The following is a 21592-nucleotide window of genomic DNA, read 5'->3' as shown; positions in this document are numbered from 1 at the left end:
GTCATCAACATAAAAAAAGGCATCTACCTATGTAGATGCCTAACCGTGATAAGGAGTGTTCTGTGAGGTTAGAACAAGCTTTTCTGCTTGTCCTATGCTATCAATATATGATTTATTTTACAAAACGTGAATCGTTAATAGAATTATTTTAGCTCATTAAAATAAAAAAAGAGTTATTAATAAATATAATCTCAATTATTATTATGATGTAGCTACCTATGTTCCTCCAATATTTTAGAATAAACAGCTTCATATATACCTCATTTCTAATCTATTCCCAGATAAAAACGCCTCTAGTTCACATGAATGCTAGAGACGTTTCGTCCATTTTAATTCTCTTTAGAGTCATCTGTTTTTGGCGCTTCACCAGTTAATCGCTTATTTTTCAAATCAAAATAAGCATCTAAAACTTCTTTTCCAATATCGGAGTTAATGCCTGATTTATCATTTTTAACCCACGGTACTACAACAGAAAATGCTACTTCTGGATCATCATATGGCGCATATCCAGCTAATGTTAAATTATAACATTCTCTACGGTCGCCTTTCTCATTTCGCCCAATATCATTTTCTCCACCATATACAGTTTGTGCGGTCCCTGTTTTACCAGCTGGTTTATATGGTGCTTTTTGGAACGCTCTTACTCCCGTTCCATCTCCTTCTTGAAATACTTTTCTAAATCCTTCTTTTACTTGATTAATATATTCTTGTTTCATATCAATTCTATTTAAAACAACGGGTTCTATTGATTGTACTACTTTACCAACCTCATCTTTTTGAACGGTTTGTTCTCTAATCTCTTGAACAATTTGTGGTTTCATTCGATACCCTCCATTTGCGATAGTGGAAATATATTGTGCAAGCTGAAGTGGTGTATACGTATCATATTGTCCAATAGAATAATCTAATAAGAAACCAGGCTGATTATCTTTTCTTCCAATTTGTCCTGCAGTTTCATTTGGTAAATCAATACCAGTTTGTACGCCTAGTCCAAATTGCCTGAAATAATACCTCATTTTATCAAAATATTCTTGTTTAATATCTAGTGAACTATTTTTCACATAATCCACGCCAGCAATTTTTAATGCTATATTAAACATATAAACGTTTGAAGAAACTTGTAACGCTCTTAGATCGTCTATATCACCAAAATTTTTCCAAGACTTCTTCTCCTTAGTTCCTTTAAACTTCATAGGTGCATCATAAAAATGTGTTCCAGGAGTTATTGCATTTGTTTCAAACCCTGTTAACACTGTCGCACCTTTAACCGTTGATCCAAGCTCATAAGAACTAGTCAGCGTGCCTAAAGCATAATCTTCTACTTCCATTTTCCCGTCTTTTTCTACAAGCTTTTTCCCAGCCATTGATAATACTTGGCCATTTTTTGGATTCATCATCACTACGAAAGCACGGTCTAACATTGATTCTGATCCTTTATATTGTTTTAATATTTTTTCTATACTCTCCTCTACTTTTTTTTGCAATTCCATATCTATTGTTAAAGTTAAATTTTTACCGCTTTTCCCTTCAGTAACAGTTTCCGTTCTAATAGTATTTCCTTGTTTATCAGCAATGCTTCTTACTTCTTTTTTTGTACCATGAAGTACATCTTCGTATTGCTGTTCTATATAACTTTTGCCGACCCTATCATTTCGGCTATAATCACGCACTAAATAATAATCTAATCTTTCACGTGGCAATCCTTCATCAGCATTTGAAACGTTACCAAGGACAGAACGGAATAACCCATCATTTACATAGATTCTCTCCCAATCAACTGATGCATCTACCCCTGGAAGGTTCGCTAAATTTTCACTAATCACCGCATATTCCTGTTCACTAACGTTCTTTTTAATAATTTGAGGTGCCATTTGAAAACCTGAGTTCATTTTGCTTTTAATAGCTAACACTTCTATATCTTTAGCCGTTAATTCTTGAAGATTTTTATCTGTAACGCGCTTCCTTTTTAAATCTTCTATTTTTTTGTCTAGCTCTTTTCCGGTAATATCCTTATCTCGGAACTTATCTATTTCTTTTTTTGATACTAAGTCTTGAGTAAGTTCTGGATTTAATTGCATCCAAAAGTCTTTCTTATCAGTCTCCGTTAACTTATCTATATCTTCTTGTGGCATTTCAATAATATCTGCAAGTTGTCTTGCTGATTTTAATATTTCTTCTTGTTTTACACCTTTCACCTTTGTATATGTAATTGTACGTAAAGACTTATTATCAACTACTGGATTTCCTTCACGATCAAATATTTTCCCACGTGGTACAGAAAGACCCACGGTTGTATTTTCTCTCTTCTCTACTTCATTTTTATATGTTTCTCCATCAAAAATTTGTACTTTCCCTAACTGAATAATAATGCCAGAAAATAATAAAAATACACAAAGGAATAAAATATTTAACCGGAGAGGTACTACTCTCCCACTTTTCTTCTCTTGCTTTTTCACCTTGTCATAATCTCCTCCTTACAATATTCCAAATAATAATCACATTTCTATATTAAAAGTAATGTACAATTTCTATACATTGCTTTGTACAAATATTAATATAATGTTTAAAACTTAATAGAAATTAAAACAAAGGTAAAGAAAAGGTAAAGTTTACTAAATTAAATATAAAAAATACCCAATAACAAAAAGCTTAGTTTTCACTAATCGCTTTGTTATTGGGTATTAATTCATTTAAGAATTACTACTAGTGGGTATCGTTATACATTTGTCGTCACAATTAGAAAGAGATTGTTTACTTAGTACTTTCGGTAAGTGAATAGTTACTGTTGTCCCGACACCAACCTCGCTCATGATACTAATTGTCCCTTGATGACTTTCAATAATTTTATAACTTAACATTAATCCAATACCAGTCCCTTTTTCTTTCGTACTATAAAAAGGTTCACCTAATCTCTTAATTCTTTCTTCAGGTATTCCTATTCCTTCATCTATTACATGAATGATGACACCATCATCATTTATTTCTTTTATGTGAATTGAAATTTCCCCACCATTTGGCATAGCTTCGATTGAATTTTGCAAAATATTAATAAATACTTGTTTCAATTGATTTTCTGAGCATTCAATAATTATATCTTTGTCATCCGTAAATAGTTCAACTTGAATATTTGTCATAATTGCTTTTGTATTCATTAACGATACGACATTTTTAAAAATTTGATAAATATTTTTCTTTTCTGTATTTATCTCATCTGTTTTAGCAATTGATAGAAATTCTTGTAGGATTGCTTCTATCCTTTCAATTTCAGAAAGCATAAGATCAAAATATCTTTCTTGATCTTCTTTATTAATTTGGAATAACTGTATAAAACCTTTGATTACAGTTAAAGGATTTCTTACTTCATGAGCCACGCCAGCTGCTAATTGACCAATTGCTGCAAGTGTATCTGATTTGTTTAACAATTCTTCTGTCTTTTTTCGCTCTGTAATGTCGCGTACAATAATCATAATTTTATCATGTAATAATGGTAAGCACCTCGCTTCAAAGAAATCAATACTTCCATTAAGTGTGAGTGGATATTCTACAATTACATTCGTTCCTTTTTCCTTCACTTGATTAATGGCTTCCTGAAACTGCTGTGCTACTGAAGATGGTAATACTTCGTAAAACTTTTTTCCCATAAAAGCTTCTGCGGGTACGTAAAACTTTGTAGGAGATCCTGCCTTGTAATCTATGATTGTACCATCATCTTCTGTTAAGAAACATAAATCCGGTAAAGCTTTAAAAATTAATTCCAGTTCAGATGTTTGTTGTTTTAACTGCTCTTCTATCGCTTTTAAATGGGTAATATTTACACCAACAGCCCAATAACTATATCCTGTTACAGGAAACTGTTCTGATATATTCGACCACATTATTGTTTTGATTTCACCATTTTTACATGTTAAGTGCATTTCCCAATCTCTGAAATTTTTTCCACAAGTTAAAAATTTCTTTTGTATTTGATGGCGATAATTATGATTAGGATACAATAATTGCAGTGCATTGGGATTTCCAATTATTTCTTCAGCGGTATAACCGGTTACAATTTCACATTCTCGATTCCACAAAACAAAATCTCCATTATAATCAAGCGCATCGACCATAACAGGCATGTTTTGTAAAATCGTATGTAGTTCCTCCTCTTTCCGAGAAAGCAACGTTGTATTTTTACTTTGAAATATTTTTATTGCACCATCTAAAATTAAATTCGAGAGCATTTCAAAGTATTTTTGACAACTGAAAATTTCACTTTTTTTGGACCATACAACAAAAGATCCTAAATGTTGATTGTATAAGAAAATGGGGATTTCAATCTTTGGAAGTTTACTCTTTTTTATCTCATTCATTCCGAATGAAAAAACACACTCTTTTTCAGCATCAAGAAGTTGATGTGATATGTTAGTTAATTTATAAAATTGTTCTGCCATGGTTTCTATTGTACTCACATCAATAAGTTCCATTAGCCGCGAATTCATTCCTTTTTCACCTCAATATGTAAAATTCATACTTCTCCATTATACGAAGAAAGCTAGTGTAGGTATATAGCTGTAGAATAATTATTCGAACAAATTTTATTTTTCAATTAAAATAAGAAAAGAATATATATACTGAATATACCTTTAATTAGTATATATTTCGTTGATTCCTCACTTATTGTCTAGGTAACTTGAATTCCTCCTTACATTCACTGAATTTTCACTTGAGAGTCATACGTGTCACTAATAGCGGTATAAACATGCAATAAATATAAAGTTCATAAAATATTCACAATTTTTATGAAAAATATAAACATTTATTCCAATATATTCTATATAATAAAATGTAATAAGGCTTCTATGAATCTCATAGAATACCTTACCCCTAATAAAAAGAAAAAAGAATCCATTTGGATTCTTTTTTCTTTTTTAATTACATTACATATTTATATAAAGCATGTGCCACACCATGTTCTTCATTTGATAACGTTTCGTATTTGCACATTGCTTTTATTTCTTCAACTGCATTCCCCATTGCAATTGATATGTTTGCTTTTTCCATCATAGAAACATCGTTTAGCCCATCACCTATCGCTACAGTGTTTTCAACCGAAATATTAAGATGTTCTGCTAAAGTATATAATCCATTCCCTTTTTGAGCATCTCGATGATTAATCTCTAAATTGTGCCAATATGAAGATGTAATTGCTAAATCTGTATTATGAAGAAATGTTTCTTTTAGTTTTTTTAATTTCTCAATATCATAAGAAAATGGTAATAGTTTATGCACATATATATCTGTTTCTACAATTGGTTTACAACTTTCCGCACTATGAAACGCTGTATGCTCAAGATATAATGCTGCGATTGTTTCTAACTCTTTCAAGTCGAAATTTTCTTTTGAATTCTTCACATACTCAATTTCATTACGTACACTCTCTACTCCATAATCCGGCACATACACACCTTTATCAGTATAAAGCTGATAATATAAACCATTCTCTTCAAGATATTCTACAATTTCAAGTGCCTGCATATTTTGAATTGGATATCTCTTCATCATTTTTTTATCTTTATATATAAGGGCGCCATTTTCCGCAATGATTGGACACTCTAAATCAACTTCTAACAATAATCGCTCAATGTCAACAATAGAACGTCCTGTACAAATTGCTACAACATGACCAGCTTCTTGACATGTTCGAATTGCTTCTGCATTTTCTTTATCTTATCATTTTATTCCCCGAAAGATAGAGTTCCATCTAAATCAATTGCGATTAATTTCATTATTTCTTCACCACTTTCTATAAATACACGAGTTTTAATTAATTATTAGGTATCGTTTTCATACAACCCTCGTGAGGTACTTCTTATTTATAATTTATGAAAAGCGTTTCAGGTCAAGAAATAATAAAAAAAAAAATCCAAAGCTTTTCTTTTTAAAAAAGCTTCGGATTTTAAACTATGAATTATAACTAATGTATTTTGTCTCACACATGTACACATTTTTTTCTTCAGTTGGGATATATACTTTAAACTTTTGTAACCGTTTTCCATAGACATGAATCGTAATAACGCTTTCATTTTTTGCTGATTTCAAGAATATGGAACAATCCGCTGGTGGAATTACTTTATGAGCTTCTCCTTCTCCCAAATAAAGATTTCCTGTATGTGTTAAATAAACAAGTGAATTTCCAAGTTGTTTCGTTTGTATAAAAGTTCTTCAACCATTATCCTTTCTGAAAATACGCCTTCTACTCCCCATGTGCCGTCATGATCATGTAAAGGTGTAGATTGTCCATCTTTCCATACGAGAGCTAGTACTTCAAAACGTTTGAGCGGATCTTCATACAATAAATGTCGTGCATATTGAGTCAAATTGGCCTTCTGTTTATTCGAACGGAAGCCCTATGTTTTCTTCTAAAAGTTCTTCTAATAATTTTTCAATGCCACACACTATTTCTTCTTCAAATAAACTGTTTTCCATAAGATCTGTAACACCTTTAATAAACTTTTGAAATGATTTACTTCCATTACAAGTCAACATAAGAATCCTCCTCTACGCTTTATATAATTCCATATTAAGGTAATTTCCGAAAACTCACAATTGAGAAACAAAAAAACAAGATGCAAATGTATGCACCTTGTTATGATTTTTATTTGGCTTTCAATCGAATAGGTAAGTATTTTAATGTTTGTTCATTTTCTAATATACATGTTTCTAAACAGAAAGATGGAGATAGCTCTATTTTTTCAAAAGCATTTATAAAGGTAGTTAATGCAATCTCAGCTTCTAAACGTGCAAGTGGTGCTCCTAAGCAAAAGTGAGGACCTTTCCCAAAGGTTAAATGTTTTTCATTTCCTGTTCGATGTACATTAAATTGAGAGGCTTGTGAAAATTTTTTCTCATCTAAATTCGCTGCACTAACCCACGCAATAATCATCTGATCCTTTTTCATTAAAGGACCAAATATATTTGTATCCTCTGTAATCCTCCGGGCCAATGAGAACAGGAAAGCGAGAGCGTAAATACTTCCTCAATCGCTTTTGAAATTAGTTAGGTTCTTTTCTTAACTTTTCATAAATTCCAGGTGAAGTCTGACTAAAAAGCAATAAAAGCTATTAATAATTAAATTTGTAGTGGTTTCATTCCCAGCCGCTAGTAAACCTAATGAAAAGGTTACAATTTCCTCATCGGTTAATCTTTCGCCTTCATATTCAGCTCGAATTAAATCAGATATGATATCATCGGTTAAATGATATCTCTTTTCCTGAACAATCGGTAGAAGGTATGCTTTGAATTCATTTAATGCTATCCCTTTCTCGGCATCCATATCATTAAACTTTTCTTTACTATACGGCATAAATAAAATATCAGACCATTCTTTAATTTTTTTACGATCTGTTGTTGGGACTCCTAATAAATCAGAAATAACGGTAACAGGTAAAGGTGCAGCAAACTGTTCAACGATATTAACTTCACTACATTTTTCGATATGTTGTACAAGTTCATCTGCGATAGCCGGTATTCGAGGTTTCCACTGTCCTAGACTTCTTGGAGTAAATGCCTTAGAAACAATGGAACGTACATTGCGATGTTCTGGTGGATCTGTAGAGTTTATATTTATTCTAGTTTCTAAAGGAGGAATTGAGAATTGTCTGCGCTCCCTTCTACTTGAAAATAAGCGATAATCTGATAAAACACGATTTACATCATCGTATAAAAAAACATTCCATACATCCTGCTCTTCATCATAATGAACTGGGTGATTATCCCTCATCAAACGATACCATTCATATGGATTCCATAACTCTTCTTTTGTTTTCAGCTTTGAAATTTCATGAACTAAAATAACATTTTCAGGTGAAGCCATAGTTCTTTCCTCCCTTTTCTTTTACAATAAAAGTGATAGGTCGGCAGTTCAAAGTTGTATAAACTATCATATGTTATTTTAACATATACAAAAGGAGAGTTTTCATTAGAAAACTTGAGAAATATATAAGGGGGAGTTTTATGTACGTTGACATTTTACTGCTAGCTGAATTAACGACAGGACCAAAACATGGATATGAAATCAAAAAAAATGTTCAAAATCGTTTAGGTGAGAATTTTGAATTAAATCACAACATGCTTTACCCTGCCCTTCGGCGCTTTGAAAATATGGGTGCTATAACGAAAAAAATACATAAACAAGCCGGAAAACCAAACCGAAATATGTACGATATAACAGAAACAGGAGAAGAAATTTTTTCTGAAATGTTACGAGAGTTTCCTGAAAAACTTGCGACAAACAATACAGAATTTCTAGTTCGTATTGCGCTATTTGAAAAACTTGACTATGAGGATAGAAAAGAGATTTTGACTGTACGTCAAAACGTACTACATAATCAGCTTACTGCTATTCAGACTCTAGATGTCACCTCATCTTTTATTACTGAAGTCATTGAATTTAGTAAATCACGAATTGAACATGAATTGAGTTGGATTACATCACTTATGAAAAAAATATGAAAAAATAACAAGAAAAGTTAAAAACAATGAATGAAAATGATATTTATTATCAATACTATGATTAATAAAAGGGCAACCACGATTTGGCTACCCTTAAAGAAATTACACTTCTGGATCAAATGTTTTGCAATCTGTTTCTTCCGTTGTAGATGCATGTTTACCTTTATGACTTACTACGTAAATTGCCTCTGCACTACATTTATTACCGTTTGCCCAAAATTTACAGTTGTTTACTTCACATAAAACGTCTTGTGCCATAGTATCACACCTCCTTGTTCTATTATCATTAACAAAATTCGGAGGTATGATACTATTTGTCATTCATTTTTTATTCCCTTTTTAGCTTTCTTAATGGTTCAATATCTCCTCGGACAATAGCATCAATATTTTCAGTTATTTTTTCAATGTCAAAATGCCACCATTGAATTTGCAATAATTCTTGGATTATTTCATTTGAAAATCTCTCTTTTATTTGCAGGGTTTCCACCAACAATTGTATATGGTGCAACGTCTCTAGTCACAACAGATTTAGCTGCAATGATTGCACCATCCCCTATTTTTATTCCGGGCATAATTGTTGTATCCATACCAATCCAAACGTCATTTCCTATAACTGTATCACCTTTATAAGGTAAATCAGACAAACTAGGTGTATACTTCTCCCACCCATTTCCAAATATATTAAATGGATATGCTGAATCCATCCATTCGATGATTCGCTCCGTTCATAATAAAGTTAATTCCAGATGCAACACTACAAAATTTTCCAATTGTAAGGCAATCCCCTAGAAATTCATAATGATGTAATACTCGATCTTCAAATGTTTCTCCATCTTTCGTATCATAATAAGAATAGTCACCAACAAGTATATTAGGTTTTGTTATTGTATTTTTTATAAATTGAACGTTTTGATTCCCTTCAATAGGGTATTTAACATTTGGATTAGGATTCATTTTGTACAGCACTTCCTTTACCACTTATTTCACTTTCCACCACTATTACTGGCTTTAAATTGTATATAGGTAAAATAAACAATAATCCAATTATAAAAAGTAAAGCCGTCCCTTCATACATCATACTTAATGAAAACATCTCTTTTAAAGAACCGGCAATACTCATCGTTACCACCATTGAACCAGTAAAAAGCGGACTTAAAATACCATTTACACGACCTATAAAATCAGTATCGCTATTTTGAATAATAAGCGTATTAATACCAATTTGGATACAAGGAAGAGCTAAACCACTAAAAAGCTGCGCTGTAAGTGTCACCCATAAATTTGTAGAATATCCTATAATGCCAATACCAATTGCTTGACCAAGCATACCGATAATTAACATCTTTTGCGGAGCAACGTTTTTCGCAAATACCATCGCTAATGCTCCGCCAACAATCATCCCTGCACCATTTACTGTTAATAGCCACTGTAAACTCTCTTTTGATAACCCTAACTGCTCAGTCACAATAAATATACCTAATGGCTGAATTAATCCTATACCTAGTCCTGCAGCCATAAAACAAAGCCCTAGCAAAGTTAATGCTTTTTTCTTTTTGACATACTTAATACCATCCTTCATCTCCTGCAACAGAGTGATATCTTTCTTTTCTACGTCGTTTTCAAGATCTTTTGGAAGAAATAACAATACAACTGCCGCAAGTAAAAACGAGATACCTGTTATGATGATTGAAATATAAATTCCAAAACTATGAAAGATAAATGTCCCTAGGATTGGTCCTAATACCATAAATATTGCAAATATCGTTTGATATATAGACATTGCTAATTGAATTTGTTCCGTTGATAAATGTTGTTTAAACAACTTCATTCCAGATGGTTGTGAAAACTGTGAAAGGATTGCAGAGATGAGTGTCACAAAAAACACAATTTTCCACGTTCCAAACATAAGCGTAATTAATACAGCGAATACTGAAATGGAACTTAACGTTTCACACCATATCATCGTCTTCTTTGGCTTCCACCTATCAGCAAAAGTACCGCCAATAAATGAAAAAATAAAAATTGGAGCGAATTCAGCAACTGAAATCATCGAAATAGCAAAAGCATCACCTTTTGTCATTTCCATTACATATAGTAATACCGCAAAGTTTCGAACCCATATTCCTATTTGTAAAAATAATGCTGATGCTAAAATCCCTTGAACAAACCGATTTTTTAATACTTGTGATACCCCATTGTTTTGTTTCGTTACTACATTTGTCGACATAAAAAAGCCTCCTATTTCATGTTCTGAACAGGAGGCAGCACAAATCATATAAAAAGACTATATATTCGCAGAGCGAAATACATCCCTTTTCTATAAATGTACAGACTAACCCTATTCAGAAGAATATTTCGTTTTTTAACGAAGATCTCTTATAAATAGAATTAGTTGATCATCGGGATGTCTTCACCCTTCCGTTTCGAATTTAAATAATACATACATACTCTATGTAAATCATTTTCGATGTATGCATGTCTCCTTTTAACTATTCTAGAAAGTTAAAGGTAATTCCTCTAAAGAACGCATTAAATAGTTACCTTGCCATTTAATTTCTTCACGATTCCCTTTTATTTGTAGTTCAGGCATTCGATTAAACAAAGTAGTAATAGCAATCTTTGCTTCCAACCTAGCAAGTGGGGCGCCTAAGCAGAAATGACTACCATGACCAAAGGCAATATGACGATTATTTTCCCGAGTAATCTCGAATACTTCTGGGTTTTCAAATACAGTTTCATCACGGTTTGCAGAAGCTAAGGCAATGACAACCATATCTCCTTTTTCGATTGTTCGGTCGTGAATTTGAAATGGCTCCGCTGCCCATCTTGAAGTTGTAACCTCAACTGGAGAATAATATCGTAATCCTTCCTCAATAGCAGCATCAATTAATTTTGGGTTTTCTTTTAATAACTGTAATTGATTTGGATTTTCAAGAAGTGCTAATACCGTATTTGTAATTAAATTCACTGTCGTCTCGTGTCCTGCTACAATTAATAGCATTATCATTGAATATAGTTCCCGAGCGCTAAGTTTATGCCCTTCACTCTCTGCAAGTATTAAAGCACTCACCAAGTCTTCTTTTGGCTCTTTTCTTTTAATATCAACTAAATAATGAAGATATGTAATAAACTCAGATAGTTGCTTTTCAGTTTCTCTTATTTCTTCTGGTGTTTCTGGGTAAGCAATGACAGCATGAGACCAAATTCTAAATTTCGCTTGATCTTCTTTTGGAATACCGAGCATTTCACTTATTACAATGATAGGTAAAGGGAACGAATAATCATCAACAAGATTTAATGAACCCTTTCGCTCGACTTCATTTAACAAACCATCTGCAATATCCTGTATTCTTCCTTCCAATTGCGTGATCATCTTCGGTGTAAAAGCTTTTTGTACGAGTGATCGTAGACGATTATGGTTAGGTGGATCTGAATTTAACATATGAGTAGTTAAATAATCACTATTGTCAACCGTAAGAAACACATTCAATGCATCTTGAGGAAATATATTGGCTGGATCTTTTTTTAAGCGACTGTCTTTTAAAAGCGGCAAGGCATCTTCATATCTTGTGACAAGCCATTCCGCTCCTAGTTCAGTTTTATTCACAAATAAGATAGGTTGCATTTTTCTAGATTCTTTATAAATTTCATACGCATCTTCTTTAAATTGAGCTGAAGCTAAATTAATGCCATCCTCTATTTTTAGTCCAACTTTGTTTTTCATTGACATTGTATTCCCTCACTCTCATTTGTTTTTGAAAACCAACCCAACATATGCATTATACTCTAATAAAAACGTGAAAATTGTAAATTTTTAATCAAAATCTTACTTCGTATATTGAAAAATAAAAAAGTGAGAGAGTAAAATCGTTTCACTCTCTCACTTCTCTTTATGCGAAGCACATAAAATTACTAATTTGTTGATAGCGATAACTTACTTTACGACGACGACCACCTTGCCACGTGTAACCTGACACTCCATTTCTTCTCACTTCAGTCGGGAAGAACCATAAATCCCTTCCGAAAGGACCAGGACGATGTAAGCGTAAATAGCCCCATCTTCCTAGACAGTTACACATCCATGATTTCATATTACCTGGTTGTGCTGGAGAAGCAAATGTAGACGGTAACGACGGCGCTTGTGACGGTGGTGGTGACGTTGGAGCATCTTCCGCATCATCTGGTCTGTAATCTTCTTGTTCAATATCTCTCACTTCATTTGTAGGTTCATACCCGTAGTTTTGTGTATTGTAATACATCGCTTGATCATATGGATAATTTTGTTGATTATACATATTAACAAATCACCTTCTTTTCATTCATTACCTTTACCATTCATATGTGATATGCCCTCGCTGGGAAGCTTATGTATAGCCCAAATTCAACTTAAAAAGCTCGTATTATTAAAAATACGAGCCTTTCAAAAATAGAATGTGTTTATTATTTCCTTAACTTCACACTATAAAAACGCATTTCATCTAACGTACCTTCAAATTCAAATACTTCTTGTTTAATTAATTGTTTCAAGCGATATTCTAAGAAAGTATCTCCAACCAATTGTTCAACAAGACCAAGTGCTTCACCAATTACTCTAGGAGCTTTGAGGAACTCTCGATCAGCACCCACACTTTTCGCGCATTCAATTATAAATTGATCAAAATAATCTTCTTGTACAGAATGCACTTCATTTTCTTTCCACACTCTTAAACATTCTATGCTTTCCGATAATCTATCCCACTCATGTTCAAACTTCATTCGCTTCTCTTCAGTTAAATAAGGTAACTTTATAAAACTTTTTTGGAATAAAGCTAAACTTTCAGGTGGTAATTCTCCCGTTCCACGAATATCATACTCTTGTTTTAATATTTCTCTACTTGCTTCAGACGTATTAACAACTCGAATGTTTTTCTTATTCTTTAATTGTGCTATTACAAAACTTAGGCCTACATGTTCATGTGCATTATCAGCCTTCCAAATTGTAATAGGCGTTTCAACAGGAATAGTATGTAGTTCTTCTATAGTTGCTATAAATCTTGATAAATATTCTTCTTCAAAATAACTATCATAAGCAGTTAAATTATTTATTAACCACTTCTGTCTTGCTAGTTGCCCCTCATTCGTATGCAACTTATATATCGGTCCAATTGAAAAGAATTCAGAAAAAGCAACAACACTCTCTTCATATAACTCTTCTTGGCTTAACATATATTTTAAGCAACCAGCCGTTGAATCATCAAAAGCAATATGTACGTGCGTACTTTCTATTACATTCCTTTTATAAGTAGGATTACTCGTTAATTGTTTCGGAATATCCATCAAATTTTTAATTGTATCTTCACTATAGTTTTCTTCTAATAAGTTTAACTGTATGAGAATACTTTGAAGTAAATCTTTAGCCTCATCTTCGTACATATCCCCTACAGCATTTTTAATTTTATCTATCACACAAATCCCTCTATTCATTTCAAAAATAACGTAGATTATAGTGTATCATTTTAGTATAGTTCTTTAAAGTCAAATTCACATTGCTACAGCAATCTGGATTTTCAACAAAAGCTCTCCTTATATTTTTGAATTGCTAAATATTTTTACTTTGAAAATCCTTGTATCTAAATGTATAATTATATAAAAACAAAAATATAGGAGCTATATTTATGGATAAAGTACTTACAAATTATAAACATTACTTAAAAAATTGGAGATTTATATTTATTTGCATACTACCTACTATTGCTTTATTCGTTACTTTCGATGTCATCTTTGAACTATTGTTTCATCAAAATTTCTACTTATCTAACTTAATTTCTGCTATCATATTATTTTTAATATTTATTAACGTTAAAGATAAATTTAAAATTAAAGGCTAAAGAACAATATTTCAAAATAGCCTTTTATTATTGCATCCTACTATAAAATAAGGCTCGTAGTAGATTTTTATAAAAAATAAGAGCACCCTGCAATTGGATGCTCTTATGTGATTAGAGGTTTTTTCTGAGTATTAAGTAGGACACAAAGATCTTGTCCTACTACATAATATATGCTTATACTTATTATTTCGTGCATGTATTAAGCACCATGTTCAGGTACTTAATATATGCATAGTCATTACTAAAAAATCTACTCAAATATTCACTGTACAATTTCATATTTATAAATTAAAAAACATCCTCAATGGATGTTTTTTATCTAACGATTTTAAGCTTCCATAAACTTAGCCGGTACACCAATTTTTTCAACTACAGAAGATATATTAGTAGGATTAATCATTACATTTTCAATACATACTAATTTATTTTCTAATATCCCATTCTCTGTAGTAATAAGTTCTTCAAACCGATCTAAAGTCATTGAGAATTTGTGTTCACTTCCACCATTCATACTAACTTTTACATACTTCATAGTGTCACCGCCTTTCATAATAATTTACATTTCGACAAGAAGGCGCTTACATCCTTTTATTTACTCTTAGATTTCTCACGTTTACATGTATTTTGAGAAAAGAAACTACTATTATTTACTCACAAAGTTATTGCTAATAAGAAAGATAAAGATAACAATGCACAAAGTGGAATATATAAACAGGTATCCATTCTAGCAAAGTGCGTATTTTTTTGTCGTTTAAAGATACCAAAATAATTAAACTCACCAATTACTCTAATAGAAAAGATGATCATACAAATCTAGGAACCGACTTGAATAATAAAATTAGGAACTGCAAAATGAACAATTTTTGCTTGTTGCAACAAAATTATTGCTATCATACTTAATAATAATGCAATGAACATTGTCATTCCGGCGCGAGGTGTAAACGCCTTTTCCCCTGATTTAGTTGGAATAACACTATTTGTCCCCCAATTACCTCCGAAAGCCCAATATACATGTAAAAAGCTAACTAAGAATAATATACAAGCAGATATATATGTAATGATAAGCATTTTATCCTCCCCTTATTTTAGTTCCTATCTATAAAATATGCTATTCCTCTCCGCAATAGCAACTTTCATTTCATTACATAAAAAAACCGTAATGATTTATCAATATTAAGATAAGTCATTACGGGGTTATTAAACTTCATTATGCATTATACCTATTTCTTCGGCGTTCCATCCTTGTTTGACCTTGAACTGCATTTTCTTTGTATGGATCTATTTGCTCTGTCATTTCATATGTTGCAACTGGTCCTTCGTACTTATGCTCATTTATCTTTTCTGGCATTTTACTTTTGGATTCTTTCCCACCAAACTTAAATAGTTTCATCTTTAATTTCGGTAATCTTGGAAGACGAATCTTAAATGATAATCTTTTGCGTTTCTTTTTTGGTCCAAGTAGATTTATATTTTCTTTATTATTATCTTTCTCTTTGCGGTGAATGAACATCGCAAGTAATCCTCCTATTACAAGTCCTCCAATTAATAGTAATATATATACATAATGGCTTGTCATTAAACTCGTTATGCGTTCAAGTATGACTAACGACTGTACTTCTTTTATATCCCATAGTAAAGCGGCCCATAATGAGAATAAGCCCAAAGTAAGTCCATATGTACGAAAACGGAATAAACATGGTATTAACGCGACACATGCTGCAATTTTCGCATTTGCTATGATTGAGCTTGTTGAAATATCCTGATGCCAAATAACTAACAGTAATGTTATAAATGGCGCATACGCTATCCAGCTACATATACGTGAATACATCTTTTTAGCAAAATAACTACCGAAACTAGTAAAAAATAAAAGTCCTCCAATATATATAGATTGTTCTAGAGGGATTTGCTTTATAAGTCCTGCAATTGGAAAGAGGACGCTCAATAGCATTAAGAGCACATCTAATTTCTTCACAATTCCCCATTCCTTTCAAATTTTTTCAATTAATAAAAATCGTTTTTCCATATGATATAGTTTTTGTATTTCTAAAAAACATATTAATCCTGTCTGCACATAAAGTAAATATGTAAACGAAAAGATACTTGACAAAGGATATCCTTATTTACATAAAAAAATGACAAATCCTAATCGATATAACGAGCAGGATTTGTTTACTAGTATTTAAAGTAGTGTAATTGAATCTTACTTTTCTACTTTTACTACATCTACATCCAATTCATCATCAAATTCTTTGAACTCTCTTGCGTCTATGTCAGTAATATAACTCTTTATTACCTTTTCCATATGCATGGAATATGTCAAGTGTACATTCTTTTTCGAAATCATACTAGAATTACAGCACATGTAATGTATCATTTTAGCGATATAATCCCTTTCTACAGGTTTTACACCTAATGGTAGAATTTCAAGTATATATCGATGAAAAGTCCCACTACAATTAAGTGAATATTCACCAGTGCTATAATACATCCCTTTTTGATCTGCATATAAGCCAATGCTATCTAGAGCATCATCGCGTACTATTACACCGTAACTTGGTACATCAAAACCTGTATTTATTCTAATAATATTTAAATTTGGAACCTTTAACACCTCTGGAACAATATCAGGTAAAATATCTGTATTAATTTCTTTATTTTGTAACTCTTTTATCCAATATTTTCTCAAATTTGCATCTACAATGAAGTAAACTTGTTCATTTTGTTCTTTTGCATATTGTACAATTTCCATTAATGTTTCGAAAACATATTGTTTAAAAAGAGCCCCCATATCATTTCTCTTTGATGGTTGTGGTAAAAATGCATTATGTTTATTTATATTTAATATTACGTAATCAATCGTTTGCCACTCTGTATTCCCATATAATTTATATAAAATTTCTTTTCCTTTTATTTTTGAAAAAATAGGTAAGAAATCAAATTTCGATATTCGTTCAATTGATAAACTAACATATGTACAAGGTAAATTTATCTTATTCCAACTACGCTTCAAAAATCCTTTTTGTTCTAATAGACTAAAAATACTATTTACAATTGTTTTACGAGATACACTTTGGCCTATAAATAAATTAATAAATGTTGAAATACGGTTTGTTCGTGCAAATCCCTCTCTAATGATTTGTTTTGGATCAATTTTTTCGCGTCCATCACAATTTTTCATTGCGATTAATGCTAATGTCGCATCACTGCGCTTACCCGCGGTAGCATAGACAGCTTTCTTAACATCATCTACAAGATTTGTTTTATATTTTTGGCAATATTGCATTTTATATGGATTTTGTAACACCTTTTCAATATTATATCTCACAATCTTTAATAACACTGGAAAATCTGTATTCAATACATAAGAATTTTCACCAACTTTAGTCAAAACAATTTCACTCTCAAGTAATGCTTGTTCTATTTCCAGCGCTATATTTTCAGACCAAACTTCTAATGTTAATGTCTCTAATCCTTTTGGTGCAAATAAAGGAAATAATTCATTTTTGTTATTTGTTGCTATCTTTTTACATTCTGGAAGTATTGTGAAATAAGAGAATTTACGCTGAAATTCTTTAAATAAATACTCTCTTTCCTTTACCTTTATACCCGGTTCTATTTTAGTACCTTGAACTTTATAAATTCTCTCATTGTATGGAAATAACACCCTTTTATTTTCTCCTACAATATAATCTTTCGGATATTGGAGAATATGGTCTAAATCCACCTCTCCCCCTATTTGAAAATCATCTTTTAAATTTCTAAATATCTTAATCCATTTCATACCGGTTGTAGCTTGTTGTATTTTTAGCTTTACAAACCGGATTTTTTTATTATTTGACGCAAACTCTGAGATAGAAATCAATATCATGCCTCGTTTCCGTCTTAAAAGTAAAGGAATATCTGGATGATTATATTCTTGATATTAAGACTGTTTTTATGATTATTTCTTGTTAGTGTGTATTAATTGATTATGGCTATTATTGAAGATGATATATCAGCGATAATTTATGTCTATTTCGTATAAGTGTTAGCAAGTTCGTTTGCAAACTTGTTAGCACTTTTTTATTTCTTCTATTCTCCCATGAAAATTAGCATAGTTTTTATGAATTCTATATCTAGTAGCAAGCTCTCTATCATATAAAAGTATAATAATAGGTTAATAAACAAGCAGTTTTTTTACTAAAACATAGAATAATACTAACCCTAATTGAAGGGAGGTATAAAAGAATGTCCTGGAATAATGATTGCTGGAGTTCTAAGAAAAATCATTGTTGTGATGATTGGTGGAAATCTAAAGATAAGCGCCATTGTGATGACGATTGGTGGAAATCTAAAGACAAGCACCATTGTGATGATGATTGGAAGTTCAATCGAAATAAGTGTCGTTGTAACTGTTTCTTTATTTGTTGCCATTGTAAAAAGAAACATTGGTAAGATTTTCAGTACCAACTTAAAGGCAAAGAACATGCCTTTCGGACTGATAAATACTAGATTATAGTAATTAAAAAGCTGACTAATTATTGTCAGCTTTTTAATTACTTTACATACACACAGGCTTCATTTGCTGTTACATAGTATGCTTTACCTTTGCTATTATTATGCACTTTATTTCTCACCAAATTATTCTTTTGTATAGTAATAATTTAATCCTTTAGCATCTAACCATGCTGTTGCTTTATCTAGCTCGCTACCTTGACCATAATCCGACTCGAAATAAACAAGCCCCTGACGATCTCCTCGGGAAACAATTTTTGAAGTGTATCCAAGCTTATCCATCATTTGAATCATTTCGGGAATTAAATTTACACCAAATTCATAAGAAACCACCTTATTATGTTTGTTCACGATAATCTCCACTCCTTCTTCTTTATACGATTTATTTGTAAACCAATCTAACGACTTGCTTCCTATTAATTCATTCAAATCACACTTTCCAATACCAGGTACATTTCCTGTTTCAGTGTATTGCCAGATATCACATGGATAAGCTGGTCTATTCCCACCATAACGAGGAATCCATACAAAGTCAGATTTTACATTTACCATTCCGAATGGAGCATACATATGATGACCAACATATAAACCAACTTTCTTAGCACCTAATCGACGTAATTCATCGATAAAAGCCTGTGTACCTGCTCGCATATCATCCATTGTTTTCACTTCTACATCAGCCACCCAGACTGTTGCGCTCTTATCTCCACGATTCCAGAAGTCTCGAGCTTCTACACGTGCGTCATTCTCAGAAACGAAACGACAGAATGCATAGTTACCAAAAGGAATACCATGTTGCTTCATAGCTTGTACATATCCCTTATATAATGGATCTACATAATTCGAACCATCTTGTACACGAGCGATGATGAAATCAATGTATTGTTTTGCCACAGGCCAGTTAATATTACCATTCCATTTTGAAATATCTACAACGTGTCCCATTATTGAACATCTCCTTTTAGTGTAAGTTATTTTTTTCTAATACATCTTTTTGTTGTAGTCCCTTATTGCTCAAATAATTGTTCTTCCACGCCATATACAAAGTGAATACACCTGTAATTACAGCTACTAAATCGTTTGTGATTTTGTCATCAATCGTTTGGTATCCGACAAGATTTAAGACACTATTAATCACAGCAATCACCAATACGACATAGCGACTAATTGATGCTACATCAAGATTTTTCATATTCTCACCTCCTTTCAAAAAAAAGTGACCGTATATACGATCACTTTCCTGCGAATTTAAAAAGAGCCATTATCCCACCAGTGATAATAGCTCCAACTACTGTAGTACCAATCCAAAATACTAACTTATCTAATCGATCAATTCGTAAATGAGCACTTTTCGCTGACTGCTGCGCTTCAATCGCAACATCTTTAACGTTACCAAGTGTGTCTAACTTTGTTTCTACCCTTGTTAATCCTACTAATAGCTCTTTAAAATCATCATGTTTTTGCTCTGGCATTGGTTCAACTCCTTTCCAAATAAAAGCCCTATTTTATACAAAATAAAAAAGCCTGCTTATGCACGCTTAATCTGTAATATCTAAATTAAAAAGTTCATTGCAATATGAACAGTACTCCCGCTCGGAACACCATTCACGAAAATCCCCCCATCAGGTTTTATTGTAACTTCACAAACTGCGGGTGTATATCCATATGCCAGTGCTGGAAAAGCAATGTGCTGTACAGGTCTAAATCCAACTGGTAGTGTAGCGAATACTGCCTCATTTTGAGGATTTCGAACTGAACCAATTACACTAATGTTTTCACCACTTCTCTTATATTTCATATCTCTGTTAGCAACATTCTCTACCCCAGTTGTAGGAAGCTTAATCCATCCTGTATCATACCCTTGTCTGATTGTCCCATCAGTTCGAAATTCTACTCGTTTGGACCAATCCCAAGAGTCACCTTGTTCTTTTGTGGAAGGTGCAAATATCAACTCTCCCTGTGAACCCTTATGAATAACTGATTTAAAAGAACGACTTCCTAGCACAATTGCGTTATCAATCTTAAATTCAAGTAATCCATTTATGATGTCGCCGGCTTTCTTAACAAGGTTTGTATTAGCAGAAACATTAAACGTTTTATTGTTACGATTATAATCCCAAACGCCTTGATTTCCTTTAACATCCCTAATCCCATAATAACCATCCCCTGTTTGGTAGAAGTTGAGCTCTTCAACTCCCGCTGTAGAGAATGCTATTTTGTTAGTATTGGTTGTACCTGCCCTGTCAAACAAGAGGTTGCCAGGCATGGTGTCTCCGCTTTTCCTAACAACATCCATAGCATTTAATTTCTGTTGTAACTCGTCTAACGTTTTCTTAATAATCTCAAACTCAGAAATATAGTTTTCGATTTTAATATTACCTTCTTTTACATCCCGTCTTAATGTAATCCGAATGTCTGGTGTACTCATTCGTTCTGTACTTTTTTCCATCACAAAATAGGCTGTCCAATCATCCGATGTGGAAACAGCATGCGAGGACAACGTATATGAAAACACACCATTCTTTGCATCAACTATTTGGGCATCATCTCGAACGAATAGTCCAATTTGATTAATCGCTTCGTACTTCACTGCATACCCTGTTAAATCAACAATTTGCCCCTTTTCTCTTACATATACAGTAATCTTCAAGCCGTTTTTATCATTTTGTCTCGAACGAATTGTTTTGGTAAACACAGGATCTGCTAAATCTATAATAATTTCCTCATTTCGCATGACT

Annotated in this window: 17 protein-coding genes and 5 pseudogenes; 3 read left to right on the top strand and 19 right to left on the bottom strand. The window is 32.3% G+C overall.

Annotated features, from left to right (window positions below; translation table 11 throughout):
• Window positions 1-329 precede the first annotated feature (329 nt).
• The 5 genes and pseudogenes from AC0OM3_RS22080 to AC0OM3_RS22060 all read right to left on the bottom strand — a co-directional run bounded on the left by AC0OM3_RS22080 (window position 330) and on the right by AC0OM3_RS22060 (window position 7852).
• Entirely contained in the window at window positions 330-2456 is a 2127-nt protein-coding gene (locus AC0OM3_RS22080; RefSeq protein ID WP_000743782.1) for a peptidoglycan D,D-transpeptidase FtsI family protein, read from the bottom strand.
• Window positions 2457-2690: 234 nt separating this feature from the next.
• Window positions 2691-4478, bottom strand: coding sequence for an ATP-binding protein (locus tag AC0OM3_RS22075; RefSeq protein WP_474213066.1), 1788 nt, complete (start codon window positions 4476-4478; stop codon window positions 2691-2693).
• Between the two features lie 433 nt (window positions 4479-4911).
• A pseudogene (locus tag AC0OM3_RS22070) lies at window positions 4912-5765 on the bottom strand (HAD family hydrolase).
• 175 nt (window positions 5766-5940) lie between these two features.
• Window positions 5941-6525, bottom strand: a pseudogene (locus AC0OM3_RS22065) (cysteine dioxygenase family protein).
• A gap of 109 nt (window positions 6526-6634) precedes the next feature.
• Window positions 6635-7852, bottom strand: a pseudogene (locus AC0OM3_RS22060) (cytochrome P450).
• Between the two features lie 140 nt (window positions 7853-7992).
• Here AC0OM3_RS22060 and AC0OM3_RS22055 point away from each other — a divergent pair.
• Window positions 7993-8490: a PadR family transcriptional regulator gene (locus AC0OM3_RS22055; protein WP_474213064.1), complete on the top strand. Its 498-nt coding sequence runs from the start codon at window positions 7993-7995 to the stop codon at window positions 8488-8490.
• Between the two features lie 102 nt (window positions 8491-8592).
• Here AC0OM3_RS22055 and AC0OM3_RS22050 read toward each other — a convergent pair whose 3' ends face one another.
• The 6 genes and pseudogenes from AC0OM3_RS22050 to AC0OM3_RS22025 all read right to left on the bottom strand — a co-directional run bounded on the left by AC0OM3_RS22050 (window position 8593) and on the right by AC0OM3_RS22025 (window position 13935).
• Window positions 8593-8748: a DUF1540 domain-containing protein gene (locus AC0OM3_RS22050; RefSeq protein ID WP_000046095.1), complete on the bottom strand. Its 156-nt coding sequence runs from the start codon at window positions 8746-8748 to the stop codon at window positions 8593-8595.
• Window positions 8749-8818: 70 nt separating this feature from the next.
• Window positions 8819-9444 (bottom strand): annotated as a pseudogene (locus AC0OM3_RS22045) (Vat family streptogramin A O-acetyltransferase).
• Window positions 9434-10717, bottom strand: coding sequence for an MFS transporter (locus AC0OM3_RS22040; protein WP_000106397.1), 1284 nt, complete (start codon window positions 10715-10717; stop codon window positions 9434-9436). Before AC0OM3_RS22040 ends, AC0OM3_RS22045 begins: the two are co-directional and overlap by 11 nt.
• A gap of 267 nt (window positions 10718-10984) precedes the next feature.
• Entirely contained in the window at window positions 10985-12220 is a 1236-nt protein-coding gene (gene cypA, locus AC0OM3_RS22035) for a cytochrome P450 (RefSeq protein ID WP_000062091.1), read from the bottom strand.
• A gap of 160 nt (window positions 12221-12380) precedes the next feature.
• Entirely contained in the window at window positions 12381-12785 is a 405-nt protein-coding gene (locus AC0OM3_RS22030) for a hypothetical protein (protein WP_000282694.1), read from the bottom strand.
• A gap of 145 nt (window positions 12786-12930) precedes the next feature.
• The gene (locus AC0OM3_RS22025; RefSeq protein ID WP_000565702.1) at window positions 12931-13935 is read right to left on the bottom strand and encodes a DUF1835 domain-containing protein; all 1005 of its coding nucleotides are present in this window, start codon (window positions 13933-13935) and stop codon (window positions 12931-12933) included.
• Between the two features lie 209 nt (window positions 13936-14144).
• On the opposite strand from AC0OM3_RS22025, the gene AC0OM3_RS22020 reads away from it, so the two are divergent.
• On the top strand, window positions 14145-14357 hold the full coding sequence (locus tag AC0OM3_RS22020) for a hypothetical protein (RefSeq protein ID WP_000362072.1): 213 nt from the start codon (window positions 14145-14147) through the stop codon (window positions 14355-14357).
• A 328-nt stretch (window positions 14358-14685) separates the two neighbouring features.
• Here AC0OM3_RS22020 and AC0OM3_RS22015 read toward each other — a convergent pair whose 3' ends face one another.
• The 4 genes and pseudogenes from AC0OM3_RS22015 to AC0OM3_RS22000 form a co-directional block, all read right to left on the bottom strand.
• Window positions 14686-14889: a hypothetical protein gene (locus tag AC0OM3_RS22015; RefSeq protein WP_000878369.1), complete on the bottom strand. Its 204-nt coding sequence runs from the start codon at window positions 14887-14889 to the stop codon at window positions 14686-14688.
• Between the two features lie 119 nt (window positions 14890-15008).
• Window positions 15009-15425, bottom strand: a pseudogene (locus AC0OM3_RS22010) (DUF3995 domain-containing protein).
• Between the two features lie 139 nt (window positions 15426-15564).
• Window positions 15565-16332, bottom strand: a complete 768-nt coding sequence (locus tag AC0OM3_RS22005) for a DUF3959 family protein (protein WP_000732212.1) — start codon at window positions 16330-16332, stop codon at window positions 15565-15567.
• A 228-nt stretch (window positions 16333-16560) separates the two neighbouring features.
• Window positions 16561-18222, bottom strand: coding sequence for an RNaseH domain-containing protein (locus AC0OM3_RS22000; RefSeq protein ID WP_474213060.1), 1662 nt, complete (start codon window positions 18220-18222; stop codon window positions 16561-16563).
• A gap of 378 nt (window positions 18223-18600) precedes the next feature.
• On the opposite strand from AC0OM3_RS22000, the gene AC0OM3_RS21995 reads away from it, so the two are divergent.
• The gene (locus tag AC0OM3_RS21995) at window positions 18601-18858 is read left to right on the top strand and encodes a hypothetical protein (protein ID WP_000560126.1); all 258 of its coding nucleotides are present in this window, start codon (window positions 18601-18603) and stop codon (window positions 18856-18858) included.
• A gap of 122 nt (window positions 18859-18980) precedes the next feature.
• Here AC0OM3_RS21995 and AC0OM3_RS21990 read toward each other — a convergent pair whose 3' ends face one another.
• The 4 genes from AC0OM3_RS21990 to AC0OM3_RS21975 all read right to left on the bottom strand — a co-directional run bounded on the left by AC0OM3_RS21990 (window position 18981) and on the right by AC0OM3_RS21975 (window position 21588).
• Window positions 18981-19799: a GH25 family lysozyme gene (locus AC0OM3_RS21990; RefSeq protein WP_046946235.1), complete on the bottom strand. Its 819-nt coding sequence runs from the start codon at window positions 19797-19799 to the stop codon at window positions 18981-18983.
• Window positions 19800-19815: 16 nt separating this feature from the next.
• Window positions 19816-20046: a phage holin gene (locus AC0OM3_RS21985; RefSeq protein ID WP_046946236.1), complete on the bottom strand. Its 231-nt coding sequence runs from the start codon at window positions 20044-20046 to the stop codon at window positions 19816-19818.
• A gap of 40 nt (window positions 20047-20086) precedes the next feature.
• Window positions 20087-20326: a hemolysin XhlA family protein gene (locus AC0OM3_RS21980; protein ID WP_001115042.1), complete on the bottom strand. Its 240-nt coding sequence runs from the start codon at window positions 20324-20326 to the stop codon at window positions 20087-20089.
• Between the two features lie 80 nt (window positions 20327-20406).
• Window positions 20407-21588 (bottom strand): BppU family phage baseplate upper protein, encoded by a 1182-nt coding sequence (locus AC0OM3_RS21975; protein ID WP_046946237.1) that lies wholly within the window; start codon window positions 21586-21588, stop codon window positions 20407-20409.
• Window positions 21589-21592 lie beyond the last annotated feature (4 nt).

The sequence above is a fragment of the Bacillus sp. FAU20 genome (assembly GCF_056033865.1).
This window is presented reverse-complemented; position numbering and strand designations above follow the sequence as displayed.

Coding starts and splice junctions, on each gene's coding strand:
- AC0OM3_RS22075 (WP_474213066.1), bottom strand. CDS start 4,478: ATGAATTCGCGGCTAATGGAACTTATTGATGTGAGTACAATAGAAACC.
- AC0OM3_RS22050 (WP_000046095.1), bottom strand. CDS start 8,748: ATGGCACAAGACGTTTTATGTGAAGTAAACAACTGTAAATTTTGGGCA.
- AC0OM3_RS22015 (WP_000878369.1), bottom strand. CDS start 14,889: ATGAAGTATGTAAAAGTTAGTATGAATGGTGGAAGTGAACACAAATTC.
- AC0OM3_RS22020 (WP_000362072.1), top strand. CDS start 14,145: ATGGATAAAGTACTTACAAATTATAAACATTACTTAAAAAATTGGAGA.
- AC0OM3_RS21995 (WP_000560126.1), top strand. CDS start 18,601: ATGATTGCTGGAGTTCTAAGAAAAATCATTGTTGTGATGATTGGTGGA.
- AC0OM3_RS21975 (WP_046946237.1), bottom strand. CDS start 21,588: ATGCGAAATGAGGAAATTATTATAGATTTAGCAGATCCTGTGTTTACC.
- AC0OM3_RS21990 (WP_046946235.1), bottom strand. CDS start 19,799: ATGGGACACGTTGTAGATATTTCAAAATGGAATGGTAATATTAACTGG.
- cypA (WP_000062091.1), bottom strand. CDS start 12,220: ATGTCAATGAAAAACAAAGTTGGACTAAAAATAGAGGATGGCATTAAT.
- AC0OM3_RS22055 (WP_474213064.1), top strand. CDS start 7,993: ATGTACGTTGACATTTTACTGCTAGCTGAATTAACGACAGGACCAAAA.
- AC0OM3_RS21980 (WP_001115042.1), bottom strand. CDS start 20,326: ATGCCAGAGCAAAAACATGATGATTTTAAAGAGCTATTAGTAGGATTA.
- AC0OM3_RS22040 (WP_000106397.1), bottom strand. CDS start 10,717: ATGTCGACAAATGTAGTAACGAAACAAAACAATGGGGTATCACAAGTA.
- AC0OM3_RS22030 (WP_000282694.1), bottom strand. CDS start 12,785: ATGTATAATCAACAAAATTATCCATATGATCAAGCGATGTATTACAAT.
- AC0OM3_RS21985 (WP_046946236.1), bottom strand. CDS start 20,046: ATGAAAAATCTTGATGTAGCATCAATTAGTCGCTATGTCGTATTGGTG.